Genomic DNA, 17,405 nt, shown 5'->3' on the forward strand with positions numbered 1-17,405 from the left:
GTCGTCATCTTCACCTTTTTTGTTGGGCCGCCCCCCGGCGTGCCCCGGATCCCGCCGCCATGGCCAAGCACCTTCTCATCGTCGAATCGCCCGCCAAGGCGAAGACGATCAACAAATATCTCGGCAAGGATTTCCACGTCCTCGCCTCCTACGGCCATGTGCGCGACCTGATTCCGAAAGAGGGCGCCGTCGACCCGTCGCAGAACTTCGCGATGCGCTACGACCTGATCGAGAAGAACGAGAAGCACGTCGAGGCGATCGCCAAGGCCGCAAAAGCCGCCGACGACATCTATCTCGCGACCGACCCGGACCGCGAGGGTGAGGCGATCAGCTGGCACATCGCGGAAATCCTGAAAGAGCGCGGCCTGCTCGAGAACAAGACCCTGCAGCGCGTGGTGTTCACCGAGATCACGCCGCGCGCGATCAAGGAAGCGATGCTCAAGCCGCGTGCGATCGCGGGCGATCTGGTCGATGCCCAGCAGGCGCGCCGCGCGCTCGATTACCTTGTCGGCTTCAATCTCTCGCCGGTGCTGTGGCGCAAGGTGCAGCGCGGGCTGTCGGCCGGCCGCGTGCAGTCGCCGGCGCTGCGCATGATCGTCGAGCGCGAAGAAGAGATCGAAGCCTTCATCGCACGCGAGTACTGGTCGATCGACGCCGCGTGCGCGCATCAGGTGCAGCCGTTCACCGCGCGCCTGACCAAGCTCGACGGGCAGAAGTTCGAACAGTTCACCGTCACCGATGGCGACACCGCCGAGTCGGCGCGGGCACGCATCCAGGCCGCGGCCCAGGGCGCGCTGCACGTCACCGATGTCGGTGCAAAGGAACGCAAGCGCCGTCCGGCTGCGCCGTTCACCACCTCGACGCTGCAGCAGGAAGGCGCGCGCAAGCTCGGCTTCACCACGCGCAAGACCATGCAGGTCGCGCAGAAACTCTACGAGGGCATCGCGCTCGGCGATGAAGGCACGGTCGGTCTGATCACCTACATGCGTACCGACTCGGTCAGCCTGTCGCAGGACGCCGTGAGTGAAATCCGCGACGTCATCGCACGCGACTTCGGTACCAGCTCACTGCCCGACCAGCCCAACACCTACCAGACCAAGTCCAAGAACGCGCAGGAAGCGCATGAGGCCGTGCGCCCGACGTCCGCGCTCCACACGCCGTCGCAGGTCGCGCGCTTCCTGACCGACGACGAGCGACGCCTGTACGAGCTGATCTGGAAGCGCACCGTTGCCTCGCAGATGATTCCGGCCACGCTCAACACCGTGTCGGTGGATCTGGCCGCGGGCAGCGAACACAGCTTCCGCGCCAGCGGCACCACCGTCGTCGTCGCGGGCTTCCTCGCCGTGTACGAGGAAGGCAAGGACACCAAGGGCAAGGAAGACGAGGACGAGGGCCGCAAGCTGCCGGCCATGAAGACGGGCGACCGCGTGCCGCTCGACCGCATCATCGCCGAGCAGCACTTCACCCAGCCGCCGCCGCGCTTTACCGAAGCCGCGCTGGTGAAGACGCTTGAGGAATACGGCATCGGCCGTCCGTCGACGTACGCCTCGATCATCCAGACGCTGCAGTTCCGCAAGTACGTGGAGATGGAAGGTCGCAGCTTCCGCCCCAGCGACGTGGGTCGCGCGGTGTCGAAGTTCCTGTCGAGCCACTTCACCCGCTACGTGGATTACGACTTCACCGCCAAGCTCGAAGACGACCTCGATGCGGTGAGCCGCGGCGAGGAAGACTGGATCCCGCTGATGGAGAAGTTCTGGGGCCCGTTCAAGGAACTCGTGGATGACAAGTCCGAGTCCGTGGATCGCAACGAGGCCACCGGTGCGCGCGAACTCGGTACCGATCCCAAGACCGGCAAGCCGGTCAGCGTGCGTCTGGGCCGTTTCGGGCCGTACGCGGCGATCGGCAGCACCGCCGAGGACGCCGAGGACAAGCCCAAGTTCGCATCGCTGCGCCCGGGCCAGTCCATGCACACGATCTCGCTCGAGGACGCGCTGGAGCTGTTCCTGCTGCCGCGCATCCTAGGTGAGGACAAGGACGAACAGGTCAGCGTGGGCATCGGCCGTTTCGGCGCGTTCGCCAAGCGCGGCAGCGTCTATGCGTCGCTGAAGAAGGAAGACGATCCGTACAAGGTCGATCTGGCACGTGCGGTGTTCCTGATCGAAGAGAAGGAAGAGATCGCGCGCAACCGGATCATCAAGGAGTTCCCGGACAGCGACATCCAGGTGCTCAACGGTCGCTTCGGCCCCTACATCAGCGACGGCAAGCTCAACGGCAAGATCCCCAAGGATCGCGAGCCGGCGTCGCTGACGTTCGAGGACGTGACCAAGCTGCTCGAAGAGACCGGCAAGCCGGTGCGCAAGGGCTTCGGCAAGAAGGCGCCGGCCAAGAAGGTCGCCGCAAAGAAAGTCGCGGCGAAGAAGGAACCGGCCGCGAAGAAGGCCGCGACCAAGAAGGCACCTGCGAAGAAGGCCACCAAGAAGACCGCAAAAAAAGCGACGAAGAAGACCACCAAGTCGATCGCAGCTGCGGTCGAGCCGGCGAAGTCGCTGCTGACCGCGTCCAAGGTCGCGCCGGGCAAGAAGCGCGTGATCAAGGCCGGCAGCGACAAGCCGGTCACGGACGACGCGCCGTTCTGACACGCCGCGCATGACTGCGCCCGTGCTCGACATCCCCGCCGCCGCCGCGTTGCTCGCGCGCGGCGGCGTGGTCGCCTACCCCACCGAAGGCGTGTGGGGCCTGGGCTGCGATCCCTTCGATCGCAACGCGGTGGCGCGGCTGCTCGACATCAAGCAGCGCCCGGTCGACAAGGGCGTGATCCTGATCGCCGGCGCACGCGCGCAGCTCGATGCGATCGTCGACTGGACAGGCCTGTCTGACGACGCGCGCACGCGCGTGACGGACAGCTGGCCCGGCCCGAACACCTGGGTCGTGCCCGCCCGCGCGGACGTCCCCACCTGGATCACCGGTTCGCACGCGAGCGTCGCAGTGAGGCTCAGTGCACATGCCGATGTCGTCGCACTGTGCGCAGCGTTCGGTGGCGCACTCGTCTCCACCAGCGCGAACCTCACTGGCGAACCCGCGGTCGCGGATCGCGATGCACTCGACGTGCGACTGCTCGCGCGCATCGATGGTCTGCTGGACGGCCGGACCGGCGGACGCACAGGTCCGTCGACGATCCGAGATGCCCTAACCGGCGACGTGTTCCGCACCTGAATCCGCGTCGCAGAGGCGCGTTCGTGAACGTTGCGCTGCGGTTGCATACGCAACTGAAATCCCGCGGGAAATCAGGTTGCCGCACTGCACAAACTATGATCTAGTCGTGACCCGGTGTGGACGCGTTGTCGCGATGCAAGGACCTTGGCGCTCCGATTCCCGCGCCGGCCATGCACCTCTCCACGGACTGCGATGACGACGATGCGGGAACTCCCGGATCGGGGCCTTTACGACCCCGCTGACGAACGCGATGCCTGCGGTTTCGGCCTGATTTCGACGATTGGCGGCGACGCCTCGCGCGAGATCGTGGACGGTGCGCTGCAGGCGCTCTCCCGCATGGCCCATCGTGGCGGCATCGCCGCCGACGGCCTCTCGGGCGATGGCTGCGGTGTGCTGCTGTATGCCGCCGATGCGTTCATCGACACGCTCGCCGCCGAAGCCGGATTCGAATTCTCCGGCGCGCGCCGCGCCGCCGGCATGGTGTTCCTGCCGCACGAGGCCGAGGCCGAGGCCGCTGCGCAGTGCCGCGAGACGCTCACGCAGCTGCTGCGCGATGTCGATGTACGCGTCGCCGGCTGGCGCGAAGTGCCGCTCGACGACGCAGCGCTGGGGGCACTCGCCCGCAATTCGAAGCCGCGCATCGAACAGGTGTTCGTGACTGCCGACGGTGACGACGCGCAGGCGTTCGAACGCGTGCTGTATCTCGCCCGCCGCCGCGCCGAACAGGCATTGCGCGCGCATGAGAACTTCTACGTCGTCGGCCTGACGCCCGGCCTGCTCGGCTACAAGGGCATGGTGCTGCCGAGCCATCTGACCCAGCTGTTCCCGGATCTCGCCCGCGCCGATCTCGCCGCCAAGACCGTCGTGTTCCATCAGCGCTTCTCGACCAACACGCTGCCGCGCTGGCCGCTGGCGCATCCGTTCCGGCGCCTGGCGCACAACGGCGAGATCAACAGCATCGAAGGCAACCGGCGCTGGGCGCAGGCGCGCCGTGGCGTGTGGGCGTCGCCGCAGCTCGACATCGGCGAGTTCGAAGAAACCGTGACCATGCACGGCTCCGATTCGCAGACGCTCGACAACATGCTCGAGTGGATGCTGCTCGGCGGCATGGACCTGCTGCAGGCGATGCGCATCCTGATGCCGCCGGCCACGCAGTCTCTGGAATACAAGGACGCCGATCTCGCCGCGTTCTACGAGTACTACGCGATCAACTCCGAGCCGTGGGACGGCCCGGCGGGCGTGGTGATGTGCGACGGCCGCCATGCCGCGTGCACGCTCGACCGCAACGGCCTGCGCCCCGCGCGCTGGACGTTGTCGCAGGACGGCATCTTTGTCATCGCGTCGGAGGCCGGCGTCTGGGACGTCGCGCCGGAACGCGTCAAGGCCAAGGGCAAGCTGGGCCCGGGCGAGATGATTGCGATCGATCTGACCACCGGCACGCTGCTCGACAACGAGGCCATCGACGAGGTCAACCGCGCACGGGCGCCGTACAAGCAGTGGCTCAAGCGCGGCATGAGCTATCTGCACACCGAACTGATCGATCCCGCGCTCGCTGCCGAACCATTCGCGCCTGACACCCTGCTCGCGTTCCAGAAGCTGTTCCAGCTCACCCGCGAGGAACAAGAATCGGTGCTGCGGCCGCTGGCCGAGACCGAGCAGGAAGGCATCGGTTCGATGGGCGACGACGTGCCGATGGCGGCGATCAGCCAGCGCGTGCGGCCACTCTACGACTGTTTCCGCCAGGCATTCGCGCAGGTCACCAATCCGCCGATCGATCCGCTGCGCGAAGGCGCGGTCATGACGCTGTCCACGCAGATCGGCCGCGAGGGCAACATCTTCCTCGACCGCGCCGAGAACGTGCATCACGTGCTGCTCAATTCGCCGGTGCTGTCGCAGCGCAAGCTGCGCCAGCTGCTGGCGCTGCCGCGGTTCGCCGAATCGAATCTGTTGCTGGATCTGTACTTCGACGCCGACACCGAAACGCTCGAAGGCGCGCTGCATCGTCTGTGCGCCGAGGCCGAAGCCGCAACGCGCGCGGGCGTCGAGATCCTGCTGCTCAGCGACCGCTACCCGAAGCGCGGCACCGTGCCCGTGCACGCACTGCTGGCCACCGGTGCGATCCATCTGCATCTGGTGCGCGCGGGCCTGCGCTGCGACGTCAATCTGGTCATCGAAACCGGCACTGCGCGCGACCCGCATCACTTTGCCTGCCTGATCGGCTTCGGCGCGACGGCGGTCTATCCGTATCTCGCGTTCCAGACCCTGCACGCGCTCGGCCGCCGCGGCGTACTCGCGACCAAGGTCGGCAACGAACATCTGCAGCTCGGCCGCAGCTACCGCCGTGGCATCCGCAAGGGCCTGCTGAAGATCATGTCCAAGATGGGCATCGGCAGCATCGCCAGCTATCGCGGCGCGCAGTTGTTCGAGATCGTCGGTCTGGCGCCGGACGTCGTCGACCTGTGTTTCGAAGCGACGCCATCGCGGATCGGCGGCGCCGGCTTCGCGCGCCTCGAAGCCGACGCGCGCCATCTCGCCGACCAGGGCTGGGACGATGCCGCCCTGCCCGAGCCCGGCGGCCTGCTGCATTACGTGCACGGCGGTGAGTACCACCAGTTCAATCCTGACGTGGTGACCTCCCTGCAGCGCGCGGTGTTGACCGGCGACCGTGAGGACTGGAAGCGTTACTCGGATTTCGTCGACACGCGCCCGCCTGCCGCGCTACGTGATCTGTTGCGCCCGAAGGCGGCAGTGTCGGCAATCCCGATCGACGATGTGGAACCGGTCGCGTCGATCGTGCGCCGCTTCGACTCGGCCGCGATGAGTCTCGGTGCGCTATCGCCCGAGGCGCATGAAGCGCTGGCAATCGCGATGAACCGACTCGGCGGTCGCAGCAATTCCGGCGAAGGTGGCGAGGATCCCGAGCGTTACGGGTCTGAGCGCCGCAGCAAGATCAAGCAGATCGCGTCGGGGCGTTTCGGCGTCACGCCGGAATATCTGATCAATGCCGAGGTGCTGCAGATCAAGGTGGCGCAGGGCGCCAAGCCTGGCGAAGGCGGCCAGCTGCCCGGCAGCAAGGTCAATCCGCTGATCGCGCGCCTGCGCTACGCCAAGCCAGGCATCGGCCTGATCTCGCCGCCACCGCATCACGACATCTATTCGATCGAGGATCTCGCGCAGCTGATCTTCGACCTGCGCCAGGTCAATCCCGATGCGCTGATCTCGGTGAAACTGGTCAGCCATGCGGGCGTCGGCACGATCGCCGCCGGCGTGGTCAAGGCCGGCGCGGATCTGATCACGATTTCCGGCCATGACGGCGGCACCGGCGCGAGCCCGCTGGGATCGATCCGCTACGCCGGCGCACCGTGGGAACTCGGTTTGTCGGAAGCGCGTCAGGCGCTGCAGTTCAACGACATGCGCGGCCATGTGCTGTTGCAGACCGACGGCGGCCTGAAGACCGGTCTCGATGTCATCAAGGCCGCGATGCTCGGCGCCGACACCTTCGGCTTCGGCACTGCGCCGATGATCGCGCTGGGCTGCAAGTATCTGCGCATCTGCCATCTCAACAACTGCGCGACCGGCGTGGCCACGCAGGACGAGCGCCTGCGCGCGAACCACTACAAGGGCCTGCCCGAGCGCGTGGAAACGTTCTTCCGCAACGTCGCCGAGGACGTGCGCGAACATCTGGCCGCGCTCGGCGTGCGCTCGCTCGACGAGATCGTTGGCCGCACCGATCTTCTGGAGCAGCACCTGCGCCACACCCGCGACGCGGTCGACATCGACCTGTCGATGCTGCTGCGCCGCGATCCCGACAAGCCGCTGTCGTACTGCGGCAGCCCGGCACTGCAGTCGCCGCCCGATGGCCTGGCCGCGGCGCTCGATGCGCGGGTTTCGAAGGCGATCGAACGCGGTGACGGCGGCACGTTCGACTTCGAGATCCGCAACACCGACCGCAGCATCGGCACGCGCCTGTCGGGCCTGATCGCGCGCCATCACGGCAATACCGCGATGAGCGATCGCCCGGTGACGCTGAACCTGCGCGGCACCGCAGGCCAGAGCCTCGGCGCGTTCAACGCCGGTGGCCTGCACATCGATCTCGAAGGCGACGCCAACGACTACGTCGGCAAGGGCATGGCCGGCGGGCGCATCGTGCTGCGCCCGCCCGCGGGCAGCGTGTTCGAATCGCGCAATACGCCGATCCTCGGCAACACCTGCCTGTACGGCGCGACCGGTGGCGAAGTCTATGCCGCGGGTCGCGCGGGCGAACGCTTCGGCGTGCGCAACTCGGGCGCGGTCGCAGTCATCGAAGGCGCCGGCGATCACTGCTGCGAATACATGACCGGCGGCGCAGTCGCGGTGCTCGGCCGGATCGGCCTGAACTTCGGCGCCGGCTTCACCGGCGGCATCGCCTACGTGCTCGATCTCGATCGCGATTTTGTCGACCGCTACAACCACGAACTGATCGACATCCTGCGCGTCACGCCCGAAGCCTTCGACAACTACCGGTCGCACCTGCGCGATCTGATCGAGACCCACGCGCGCCTGACCGGAAGCGCCTGGAGCGGTCGCATCCTCGACGAGTTCCGCGATTTCGTCGGCAAGTTCTGGCTGGTCAAGCCGAAGGCCGCGAGTCTCGAAGCACTCGCCGAAGATCTGAGGAGAGCTGCGTGATGTCTGTGCTGCGCACATCCATCCCCACGATCTGCTTCGCATATCGCGGGCCTCGCTCTGCTTCCGATCCCCGCCCCTTCGGGGCGCCCCCTTACCAAGGGGGCTCTAACTCGCTCGGCCCGCTGCGCACGAAGGAGTTCACTTCATGACTAAGCGAGACGTCTTCCGGTTCTTGAACGAACCGCGCGAGATGCCCGACAAGGTGCCGCTCACCCTGCGCACCGATGGCGACTGGAACGAGCTCTACGGCAGCTTCGAGGACCGCGAGGCCGCGCATCAGGCCGACCGCTGTCTCGACTGCGGCAATCCGTACTGCGAATCCAAGTGCCCGGTGCACAACTACATTCCGAACTGGCTGAAGCTGGTGCAGGAAGGCCGCGTGCTCGAAGCCGCGGCGCTGTGCCACGAGACCAATCCGCTGCCCGAGATGTGCGGCCGCGTGTGTCCGCAGGATCGTCTGTGCGAAGGCGCGTGCACGCTCGACGACGGTTTCGGCGCGGTGACCATCGGCGCGGTCGAGAAGTACATCGTCGACACCGCGTTCGCACAGGGCTGGCGGCCGGATCTGTCGAAGGTCGTCGCCACCGGACAGCGCGTGGCGGTGATCGGCGCCGGGCCTGCGGGCCTGTCGTGCGCGGACCGTCTGGCGCGCGCCGGCATCGCCGCGGTCGTCTATGACCGCTACGAACAAATCGGCGGTCTGCTGCAGTTCGGCATCCCGAGTTTCAAGCTCGAAAAATCGGTAATCGCGACGCGCCGCACGGTGCTCGAAGGCATGGGCGTGGAGTTCCGCCTCGGTGTCGAGATCGGCAAGGACATCGCGATCGACACCCTGCTCGAAGAATTCGATGCGGTGTTCGTCGGCACCGGCGCCTATCGCTACACCGACGGTGGCCTGCCTGGGCAGGATCTGCCCGGCGTGCTGCCGGCTCTGCCCTTTCTCGTGCACAACGGCCGCATCGTCACCGGTGGTGACACCTGGGGCCGTCCGGTCGCCGGCTGGGAAACCTCGTTGACGCTACCCAATCTCGAGGGCCAGCGCGTCGTCGTGCTCGGCGGCGGCGACACCGGCATGGACTGCGTGCGCTCCGCGGTGCGTCTGGGTGCGGCCAGCGTGACCTGCGCGTATCGGCGCGACGAAGCCAACATGCCCGGCTCGGCGCGCGAAGTCGGCAACGCGCGCGAAGAAGGCGTGCGATTTTTGTTCAACCGCCAGCCGCTGGGCGTGGAAGCGAACGCGAGCGGCGACGTGGCCGGCGTGCGCGTGGTCGAAACGAAGCTCGGTGAGCCCGACGCCAACGGCCGCCGCGCAGCGGTGCCGCTCGACGGTACGGAATCGCTGCTGGATGCCGACGTCGTGATCATCGCGTTCGGCTTCTCGCCGGTGGTCCCCGAGTGGCTCACCACGCATGGCGTCGAGTCCAGAGGGAACGGGCGCATCGGCGTGGGCGGCGAACGTCGCCTGCCGTATCAGACCGCGCACCCGAAGCTGTTCGCGGGCGGCGATGCAGTGCGCGGCGCGGACCTTGTCGTCACCGCCGTGCAGGAAGGCCGCGACGCCGCGGCCAGCATCGCGCGCATGCTGCGCAAGGCCACGCGTCCAGCCAGCGCGGCGCTCGACGCCGCCTGACCAGAGCGCGTCGCCGGCCTTCAAGCCGGCGGCGTCGCCTTGCAATGCCGATCGATGAAGACCTGGTGCGGCGGCATCGCATCCACGCAGGCCGTCAACGTGCGACCGATGCTGTCGATGAAGCGGTGAACCTCTTCGTCCGGCATATTGTCGACCAGCGGATGCCAGCCCTTCGGCACGATGCCCTGCCCGATCATCACCTGCACCCAGCTGATCTCGGCGAACATCTCGCTGCCGTTGCGGAAGAACCGGCCGCTGTCGCGGAACAGATCGATGACGCCCTGCAGCGTCGCGGGCACGTCCATCGTCCGGCACTGGCGCCAGAACGGCGTGTCGTCGCGACGCGTCGCCTTGTAGTGCAGGATGATGAAATCACGGATGCGGTCGAACTCGAACGCGAGTTGCGCGTTGTAGCGCTCGGCCAGCACCGGATTGAAGCCGTCGCGTGGCAGCAGTTCGAGCAACTTCGAGATGCCTGACTGGATCAGATGGATGCTGGTCGATTCCAGCGGCTCCAGGAATCCGCTCGACAGTCCGATCGCGACGACGTTGCGATTCCAGCACTGCTTGCGGCGGCCAGTGACGAAACGCAGCGGGCGCGGATCGCCCAGCGCTTCGCCTTCCAGATTCGCCAGCAGGGTGGCCGCGGCCTCGTCGTCGCTGACGTGCGCGCTCGAATAGACGTAACCGTTGCCGGTGCGGTGCTGCAGCGGAATGCGCCACTGCCATCCGGCCGGGCGAGCGGTCGAACGCGTGAACGGTGCGGGCGGTCCCACGTTTGCGGTCGGCACGGCCAGCGCGCGATCGCAGGGCAGCCAATGGGTGAAATCATAATACCCGGTCTTGAGTGTCTGCTCGATCAGCAGCCCGCGGAAGCCGGAACAGTCCACGAACAGATCGCCTTCGAGCACGCTGCCGTCCTGCAGCCGCACCGAGGTTACGAAACCGCTTTCGGAATGCTGCGCGACGTGATCGATCATTCCCTCGTGGCGGCGTACGCCGCGCTGCTCGGCATAGCCGCGCAGATACCGCGCATAAAGCCCGGCATCGAAGTGGTAGGCGTAGGCAATGTTGCCGAGCGGTGAACCCGCTGGCACGTCGGTTGCCGACGTCATGAAGCGGCCGCGCTGCGCAGCCAGGGTGTTGAGCGTGTAATCGCCGAGCGGGCCCGCGCGTCCGGCGTGCCGCGCTTTCAGCCAATACTGGTGGAACGGCAACAGACCGAGCGGATGTCCGATCTCGGTGCCGAAACCATGGATGTAGCGTTCGCCGATATCGAGCCAGTCGACGAATTCGATACCGAGCTTGAAGCTGCCCTGCGTGCTGCGCACGAAATCGGCCTCGTCGATGCGCAGCAGCTGGTTGAACGCCTTGAGGTGCGGCACGGTGGCCTCGCCAACACCGACAGTGCCGATCTCCTCCGACTCGACCAGGGCGATGTCGTAACCGGGCCCGAGCACGCGCGCGAGCGCGGCTGCGGTCATCCAGCCCGCGGTGCCGCCGCCGACGATGACGATGCGTTTCAGACGTTCCATTCCGGTCTCCTGTTGCGATGGCGACACACAGCACGACGGGACCCGCAGGTCCCGTCGTGGTCACGCGGACGCGATGGACTGCGTCAGAACTTCAGGCCGACTTCGAACGTCACAGTACGCGGCACGTACAGAATGTCGCCCGTGCCGTTGACCGTCAGATCGGGGTCGAACTGGCCATTGCTGCCGAAGCCGTTGTAGGCGTACGACGAGAAGTTCTTGAAGTCGAACGCGTTGAGCAGGTTCACGCGCGTCGACAGCTTGACGTCGCCGGCCAGCACGAAGTCCTTGCTGGCCTGGAAGTCGACCGTGCGGTAGCCCCAGATGTCACCACCGAACAGGAACTTGCCCGTGCCCGGCGGCGTGACACCGACCTGCTGGCAGGTGGCGCCATCGGGATCGGTGAACCCGAAGCACGCGATCGTGTTGATCGGCTCCGGTGTCGCCAGCACGATCTTGGCACCGAGGGTGATGTCCCACGGACCGTCGATCGAACCGGACGCGACGAAGCGGTGCGCCGATGCAGCATTCGACTTCACGAACGGATAGTCACCGATCGTCGCCTTGTCGAACGCGAACGCCTCATCGATGTTGCGGTTCTGACGCGCACTAGTGTGCGTGTAGGCCAGGTTGAGGCCCCAACCCGATTCCTCGGTGTACGGACGCTCCGCCGACAGCAGGATCTGACTGCTGCGCTGTTCCAGACCGTTCGAACCGATGATCGTGTTCTGGTAACCGGGCACCGGCTCACCCCACGGCACGCTGCCGTTCTGGAAGTAGGAGCCGTCCGGATAGCGGTTGATCAGCGACATCGCGAAACCGTCATAGCTCAGCACGCGCTGGAACGTCACATCGGTCAGCCAGTCGCCGACCTGGTTGCTGATGCCGATGCTGAACTGGTCGCTGTAGGGCGTCTTGATCTCGTTGTCGAACATGAAGAGCTCGGCGCTGCCATTGACGCCCGGAATCGCATTCAGCTGGTCGATGCCGTCGAGATAGCTCTGCTGGAACGGGACGCACGTGCGATCTGCGCGATAGCACTGGCCCGTCGCCGGATCCTCGAAATACACCGCCACCGGCGACAATGCCGCCTTACTGGTTTCCAGTGCGAGCTGTTCGAACAGGTTGCGGTCATAGGAGCGCGCGGCGCCGCCGTGCAGCACGGCCGTCTCGTCACCCAGGAAATCGTAGGAGAAGCCGAACCGCGGCGCCCACGCATCCTTGAAGTTCTCGCGGTTGTTGCCGGTGCTGATGTAATCCGCGATATCGATGCCGCTGGGCAGCAGACGGTTCGCCCACGGCTGCTGGCCCGGCAGATCCGGATCGTCGCCATAGAGCGCGTCGACGATGCCCTGCGACGTGACGAAATCGGTATAGGCCGGTGTCTCCTCGTAGTCGTAGCGGATGCCGAGGTTGATCAGCAGCTTGTCGGTCACGGCCCAGTCGTCCTGGATGAAGATGCCGTACTGCTTCGACTGGGAAACCACGGTCGCCGACTGGCCCGGAGTGTCGTAGGGCGCGACAAAGTCGACACGGTACGGCGTCGCCGCGACGCCCGCGGCATCGACCTCATACGAGAACTGCGGATTGACTGACGCCGCGTCCTGCGAGGTCAGTTCCACGTCCTTGTAGTTGAAGCCCATCTTGATGGTGTGATCGCCCCGCCACTCGAAGCTGTTGAAGGTCAGCGCGTTCTGCAGGAACCAGCCCTTCTGGCTCTTGTTCTGCACGCTCAGACCACCGGCCGGACCGGTGGCGAGAAACGCAAACTCATCGACATCGGTCGAATTGGGACGCGGCGGCAGGACCTTGTAGAGGATGCCGTTGCCCAGGCTCGTCGCATTCGGATTGTTCGAAGAATCCTCGGTACCGACGACGAGCTCGTTGATCCAGGTGTCGGCGTAGTGCTGCCAGCGCAGATTGGTGCGCTTGTCGGTATTGAGCTTCTCGGTGGCCTGTTCGAGATTGAAGATGCCGCCGACATTCGCGGTCTGGGTTTCGTCGCGATAGAGCGTGCTGAGTTCGATGCGGTCGTTGTCGCCCGCTTCGAACGTCAACTTGCCGAACACCAGATCCTGCTCGAACGGCATGTTGGCCGCGCCGTACTGGCTGGCGAGATTGGCCGGAAGCAGGCCGACAAACGGGAGCGCGCCGGGATCTGCCTGGATGCTCTTGGGTACGATGTTCTCCTTGCCCTCGTAGGCGACGAAGAAGTGCAACCGGTCCTGCAGGATCGGACCGCCGAGCGCGAAGCCGTACTCCTTGGTCTGCGAATCGATCTTGCCGCTCGTCGCCTCATCGGGACGTTCTTCGCGCAGGTCCTGGTCGGTGAAACGGTAGAAGACTTCGCCTTCGAACTCGTTGGTGCCCGACTTGGTCGCGGCGGTGATCGCCGCGCCGCTGATCTGGCCGTACTCGGCCTTGTAGTTCGACGTGATGACCTTGTACTCGCCAACCGCGAGCTGCGGGAACGGGTTGCCCTGCGTGTCCGCCTGGCCGGCGATGCCGCCGCTGCGCACGTAGCTCTTCTGGCCCACGCCGTCGATGTACAGGTTGCCGGCGCTCGCATTCGACGCACCGCCACGCAGCTTGGTGTTTCCGTTGCCGTCGATCTCGAAGACCATGCCCGGCACGACGTCCGCGAACTCAAGGAAGTTGCGCGTGGCCTGCGGCAGCTGCTGGATCTGACGCTGCGAAATGGTGTTGCCCACTTCCGAGGTCTTGACCTCACGCAGCACCGGCGCGGTGACGTTCACCGTGCCGATGTCGGTCACGTCACCCTGGGTCGGGGTCTCGCTGGTCGTGCCCGAAAGATTCAAGGTCGACGTGGAGGCGACCGTCAGCGTCACCGTCTGCGAGACACCACCCGCGTCGACGCGGTAGGTGCCCGGCGGCAGGCCACCCAGCGTGTAGCTGCCGCTGGCATTCGTCTGCACGCTCCGGGTCGCCCCGGTGGCGATGTTGGTCGCAGTGACCGTGGTACCGGCTTCCGCACCGGCCTGCGAGGACACCTGACCGCGCAGCGTCGCGCTGCTGGACTGGGCGAACGCGGGCGTCGCGACGACGAGACAACCCAGCAGCGCGCAGGCGAGCAGGCTGGGCTTTGGGGCACGCGAGGTGCGCTTGGCTTTCATGGCATCCCCTCCGAGGGACTGGCGTTACGAGGTTTTTTTAGAATTGTTCTGACATCGGGACAGCGGCACAGCGGCACAGCGTTTGCGGTACGCCCACGCGCGACCGCGCACCGGTAGGAACCGGTGATCCGGAAGCGGAATGAGCCTGTAAGTCGACGGGACGGCGCGCGGATGTCGGGTTGCATCCACGTCCTGGCCGGATCGGTCTCCACCGATCGCGCCGTGTCGCGGGACGTGCTGGAGCACGTGGCCGCGTCTGGCGCCGGCGACCGCGTCATCCGCGCGGCCTCGGCTGAAGAGGGGCGCAGTGGTGCAGGTCGGCGCGCATCGTAATCCCGTGCGGTGGCTGCCGTCTACGAGGGCGATCCCCAGGTTGAATCGGGGCGAAGCTGCCCGACGGCCTGTGACCACACGCGTCTCCCCATCCGACCGTCCCATCCCCATACGAACGCCCGCCCTATCCGATTGGGCGGACGCTAGCACCCATTGGAAACGGTTACATCCCGCATTGCAGCAAGTACAAATCTGATGGTTTCGTCGGCCGTTGTGTGCTGGGTGTTGAATCGAAAGCCGATACGTCAAGAGACACGGGTTTGCGCGGCGCGCCGCACGTCCCATGATGTGGACATGCGCCCACACATCCGCTCCCGCACTTTCTTCGCGACGACGCTGTTGGCGACCCTCGCCTGCGCGTCGACACTCCCGGCCATGGCAGACACGCCGCCGCAGGTGACCGTTTACCGCTGCACCGATGCGAACGGCCGTGTGGCCCTGCGCGATTCCCCCTGCGCCGACGGCGCGACGCAGGAAGTCCGCAACATGCTGCGCCCCGTCGATGGCACACCCCTGCCGCCGCGCCCGAGCGCACCCACCGCAGCCGTCGTCGATGCACCGGTGCCGCAGGTGATCGTGCTGCGACCACCGCAGCCGATGTACCGCTGCGTGCGTCCCGATGGCAGCAGCTACACCAGCGATTCGTCGGAAGGCAACCCACGCTGGGTGCCGCTGTGGACACTCGGCTACGGGCCCACGCGACGTGGACCGTCGACACGCGTCGAGGCAGGCGACGGACGCGGCAGCATCGAGGTGGATTCCGGCATCGATACGCGGCCGCGCGCGCGCGGCGGTTACTACGGCGCGGGCACCTGGATCCGGGACGAATGCCGGCAGATGCCGCAGGGCGAAGTCTGCAGTCTGCTGGCCAATCGCCGCGAAGAGATCCGCCAGCGCTTCTTCAATGCGCAGCCGACCGAGCGTAGCCAGCTGACCAGCGAAGAGCAGACCATCAACACGCGGCTGGCGCAGGATTGTGATCGGTGAGACGTCGTGCTGTTCTGGGTATCGCGCTCGCATGCGCGCTGGTGAGTGGTGGCGGTCAGGCGGTGACCACGGTGATCTACCGCTGTACCGACGCGGCCGGGGCGGTGACGTTCCAGAACGGCACGGCCTGCCCCGCGGGTCACACGCAGGAACGTCGCGTCGTGGAGATGGCCGCGCCGATGCCTGCATTCGTGTCGCCGCCGGCAGCGCCGGTGGCGCCCCCCCAGGTCCCGCTGATCTCCCGTCTGCCCGCGGCCGAACCGGTAGCGGCGCGCGAAGACGACGACGCACCCGAACCGCCGCCCGCACTGTTCGCCTGCCGCGTCTTCGACAACAGCACCTACTGGCGCGAAGACGACACGCCGCCGCTGCGCTGCCGCCCGATGCAGACCGTCGGCATCGGCGGATTGCCCGGCATGGAAGCAGGCCAGGCCTGTGAGCAGGTCGCGGATGTGTGCGAGGCGGTATCCGCTGACGCGCTGTGCAGCACCTGGGAAACGCGTGTGCGCGAAGCGGAGTTCCGCTGGCGCTACGCGCAGGGCCGCGCGCAGGATCCGTTGCGACTGGAGTACGAACAGCTGTTCACGACGTGGCGCGACAGTAGTTGCGGCCCCGCCGGCGAGGCGGCATCGGCTCAGAACCAGCGCGGGACCGACGCGCGATAGTCCGCGTAGTCGGCGCCGAATCGGCTCCCCAGACACGCTTCCTCGAACGGGATGATCGCCTTGCGCAGGATCGCGAGCGGGATCGGCATCAGCGCGAGCGCCCACGGTACGTCGAGGATCGCGGCGAGTCCGGCGTAGCTCAGCAGCAGGCTCAGATAGAACGGATTGCGCGTCCAGCGATACGGGCCACGCACGATCAGCCGCGACGGCATGTGCGCCGGCATGATCGTCGTGCGGCGCAACGCGAACAGCGCGATGCACCACAGCGCCAGTGCGAGTCCGGTGTTCGCGAGCACGGTGCCGACGAGGTGCACGGTGTCGAGCGCGGGGCCCGTGGGCAGCGGCAGGCCGAACACGTTCTGCAGCAGCGCGGCCACGGCGAAGGTCACGCAGAAATGCAGCGGCGACGTGGACCGCACCAGCCAGGGCGCGCGCTCAGAAGCCATGGCGCAGAAAGCCGCCGTCGACCGCGATGCATTCGCCCGTGATGTAGGCCGATGCCGGCAGGCACAGGAACGCGACCGCCGCGGCGACCTCTTCCGGTTCGCCGATGCGCCCCATCGGTGTGCGCAGCAGCACATCGTCGAGAAAGTCGGGGTCCGACAATGGACCCGAAGTACGCCGCGTGCGGATGTACCACGGCGCCACCGCGTTGACGCGGATGCCGTCCTCGGCCCATTCGACCGCGAGGTTGCGGGTCATCTGGTGCAGCGCCGCCTTGGCCATGCCGTAGGGCGCGCCACTGCGCACATGGGTGATACCCGACACACTGCCAACGTTGACGATTGCCGAGCTGCCACGGCTCGCGAGCAGCGGATGCGCATAGCGCGCGAGTTCGAACGCGCTGAACACGTTGACCTCGAAGATCTCGCGCCATTCGTCTTCGGCGTAGTCGTTCGCCGCGCGGCTGAGATTGCCGCCGGCGTTGTTGACCAGGACGTCGAGTCCGTCGCCCTGGTCCTCGACCCAGTCGAGAATCTCGCGGCGCTGCTCTTCATCGACGACGTCGGCGATCATCGCGCGCACATCGGCTTGCGGAAATTCCTCGAGCAGTTCGTCGCGCGTCGACTCCAGGGCGTCGCCGTTGCGACCGACGATCAGCACGGTCGCGCCGAATCCGGTCAGTTCGCGTGCGACCGCGCGGCCGATGCCGGCGCTGCCGCCGGTGACGAGGGCCAGTTGTCCATCCAGGCGCCAGCGGTGCGGATCCATCGACATTCCCCAATCTGCGTCGGCATTAGGA

At 66.5% G+C, this 17,405-nt stretch carries 10 protein-coding genes; 6 read left to right on the forward strand and 4 right to left on the reverse strand.

Annotation, left to right across the window (positions count from 1 at the left end; translation table 11 throughout):
- Nucleotides 1-59: 59 nt before the first annotated feature.
- The 4 genes from ACZ9YD_RS12995 to ACZ9YD_RS13010 all read left to right on the forward strand — a co-directional run bounded on the left by ACZ9YD_RS12995 (nt 60) and on the right by ACZ9YD_RS13010 (nt 9,511).
- The gene (locus ACZ9YD_RS12995) at nt 60-2,636 is read left to right on the forward strand and encodes a DNA topoisomerase I (RefSeq protein ID WP_465075672.1); all 2,577 of its coding nucleotides are present in this window, start codon (nt 60-62) and stop codon (nt 2,634-2,636) included.
- 10 nt (nt 2,637-2,646) lie between these two features.
- Nucleotides 2,647-3,213: an L-threonylcarbamoyladenylate synthase type 1 TsaC gene (gene tsaC / locus ACZ9YD_RS13000; protein ID WP_465075673.1), complete on the forward strand. Its 567-nt coding sequence runs from the start codon at nt 2,647-2,649 to the stop codon at nt 3,211-3,213.
- A gap of 192 nt (nt 3,214-3,405) precedes the next feature.
- Complete coding sequence (gene gltB, locus ACZ9YD_RS13005; RefSeq protein ID WP_465075674.1) at nt 3,406-7,881, forward strand: glutamate synthase large subunit; 4,476 nt, start codon at nt 3,406-3,408, stop codon at nt 7,879-7,881.
- 145 nt (nt 7,882-8,026) lie between these two features.
- Nucleotides 8,027-9,511 (forward strand): FAD-dependent oxidoreductase, encoded by a 1,485-nt coding sequence (locus ACZ9YD_RS13010; RefSeq protein ID WP_465075675.1) that lies wholly within the window; start codon nt 8,027-8,029, stop codon nt 9,509-9,511.
- A 20-nt stretch (nt 9,512-9,531) separates the two neighbouring features.
- Here the strand turns inward: ACZ9YD_RS13010 and ACZ9YD_RS13015 are convergent, their stop codons facing one another.
- Together ACZ9YD_RS13015 and ACZ9YD_RS13020 are read right to left on the reverse strand one after the other, a co-directional pair.
- The gene (locus ACZ9YD_RS13015; protein ID WP_465075676.1) at nt 9,532-11,046 is read right to left on the reverse strand and encodes a tryptophan halogenase family protein; all 1,515 of its coding nucleotides are present in this window, start codon (nt 11,044-11,046) and stop codon (nt 9,532-9,534) included.
- An 83-nt stretch (nt 11,047-11,129) separates the two neighbouring features.
- Nucleotides 11,130-14,177 carry a TonB-dependent receptor gene (locus ACZ9YD_RS13020; protein ID WP_465075677.1) on the reverse strand — a complete coding sequence of 1,016 codons (3,048 nt, stop codon included), beginning with the start codon at nt 14,175-14,177 and terminating at the stop codon, nt 11,130-11,132.
- A gap of 708 nt (nt 14,178-14,885) precedes the next feature.
- Here ACZ9YD_RS13020 and ACZ9YD_RS13025 point away from each other — a divergent pair.
- Together ACZ9YD_RS13025 and ACZ9YD_RS13030 are read left to right on the forward strand one after the other, a co-directional pair.
- The gene (locus ACZ9YD_RS13025) at nt 14,886-15,497 is read left to right on the forward strand and encodes a DUF4124 domain-containing protein (protein WP_465075678.1); all 612 of its coding nucleotides are present in this window, start codon (nt 14,886-14,888) and stop codon (nt 15,495-15,497) included.
- Nucleotides 15,494-16,162 carry a DUF4124 domain-containing protein gene (locus ACZ9YD_RS13030; protein WP_465075679.1) on the forward strand — a complete coding sequence of 223 codons (669 nt, stop codon included), beginning with the start codon at nt 15,494-15,496 and terminating at the stop codon, nt 16,160-16,162. The genes ACZ9YD_RS13025 and ACZ9YD_RS13030 overlap by 4 nt, the downstream gene beginning before the upstream one ends.
- On the opposite strand, the gene ACZ9YD_RS13035 is transcribed toward ACZ9YD_RS13030, so the two are convergent.
- Nucleotides 16,132-16,608: a methyltransferase family protein gene (locus tag ACZ9YD_RS13035; protein WP_465075680.1), complete on the reverse strand. Its 477-nt coding sequence runs from the start codon at nt 16,606-16,608 to the stop codon at nt 16,132-16,134. The two genes, ACZ9YD_RS13030 and ACZ9YD_RS13035, sit on opposite strands and share 31 nt — an antisense overlap.
- The gene (locus tag ACZ9YD_RS13040) at nt 16,598-17,374 is read right to left on the reverse strand and encodes an SDR family oxidoreductase (RefSeq protein ID WP_465075681.1); all 777 of its coding nucleotides are present in this window, start codon (nt 17,372-17,374) and stop codon (nt 16,598-16,600) included. Before ACZ9YD_RS13040 ends, ACZ9YD_RS13035 begins: the two co-directional genes overlap by 11 nt.
- Nucleotides 17,375-17,405 lie beyond the last annotated feature (31 nt).

It is taken from the genome of Luteimonas sp. AC640a, assembly GCF_979256585.1.

Coding starts and splice junctions, on each gene's coding strand:
- gltB (WP_465075674.1), top strand. CDS start 3,406: ATGACGACGATGCGGGAACTCCCGGATCGGGGCCTTTACGACCCCGCT.
- ACZ9YD_RS13020 (WP_465075677.1), bottom strand. CDS start 14,177: ATGAAAGCCAAGCGCACCTCGCGTGCCCCAAAGCCCAGCCTGCTCGCC.
- ACZ9YD_RS13025 (WP_465075678.1), top strand. CDS start 14,886: ATGGCAGACACGCCGCCGCAGGTGACCGTTTACCGCTGCACCGATGCG.
- ACZ9YD_RS12995 (WP_465075672.1), top strand. CDS start 60: ATGGCCAAGCACCTTCTCATCGTCGAATCGCCCGCCAAGGCGAAGACG.
- ACZ9YD_RS13035 (WP_465075680.1), bottom strand. CDS start 16,608: ATGGCTTCTGAGCGCGCGCCCTGGCTGGTGCGGTCCACGTCGCCGCTG.
- ACZ9YD_RS13015 (WP_465075676.1), bottom strand. CDS start 11,046: ATGGAACGTCTGAAACGCATCGTCATCGTCGGCGGCGGCACCGCGGGC.
- ACZ9YD_RS13040 (WP_465075681.1), bottom strand. CDS start 17,374: ATGGATCCGCACCGCTGGCGCCTGGATGGACAACTGGCCCTCGTCACC.
- tsaC (WP_465075673.1), top strand. CDS start 2,647: ATGACTGCGCCCGTGCTCGACATCCCCGCCGCCGCCGCGTTGCTCGCG.
- ACZ9YD_RS13010 (WP_465075675.1), top strand. CDS start 8,027: ATGACTAAGCGAGACGTCTTCCGGTTCTTGAACGAACCGCGCGAGATG.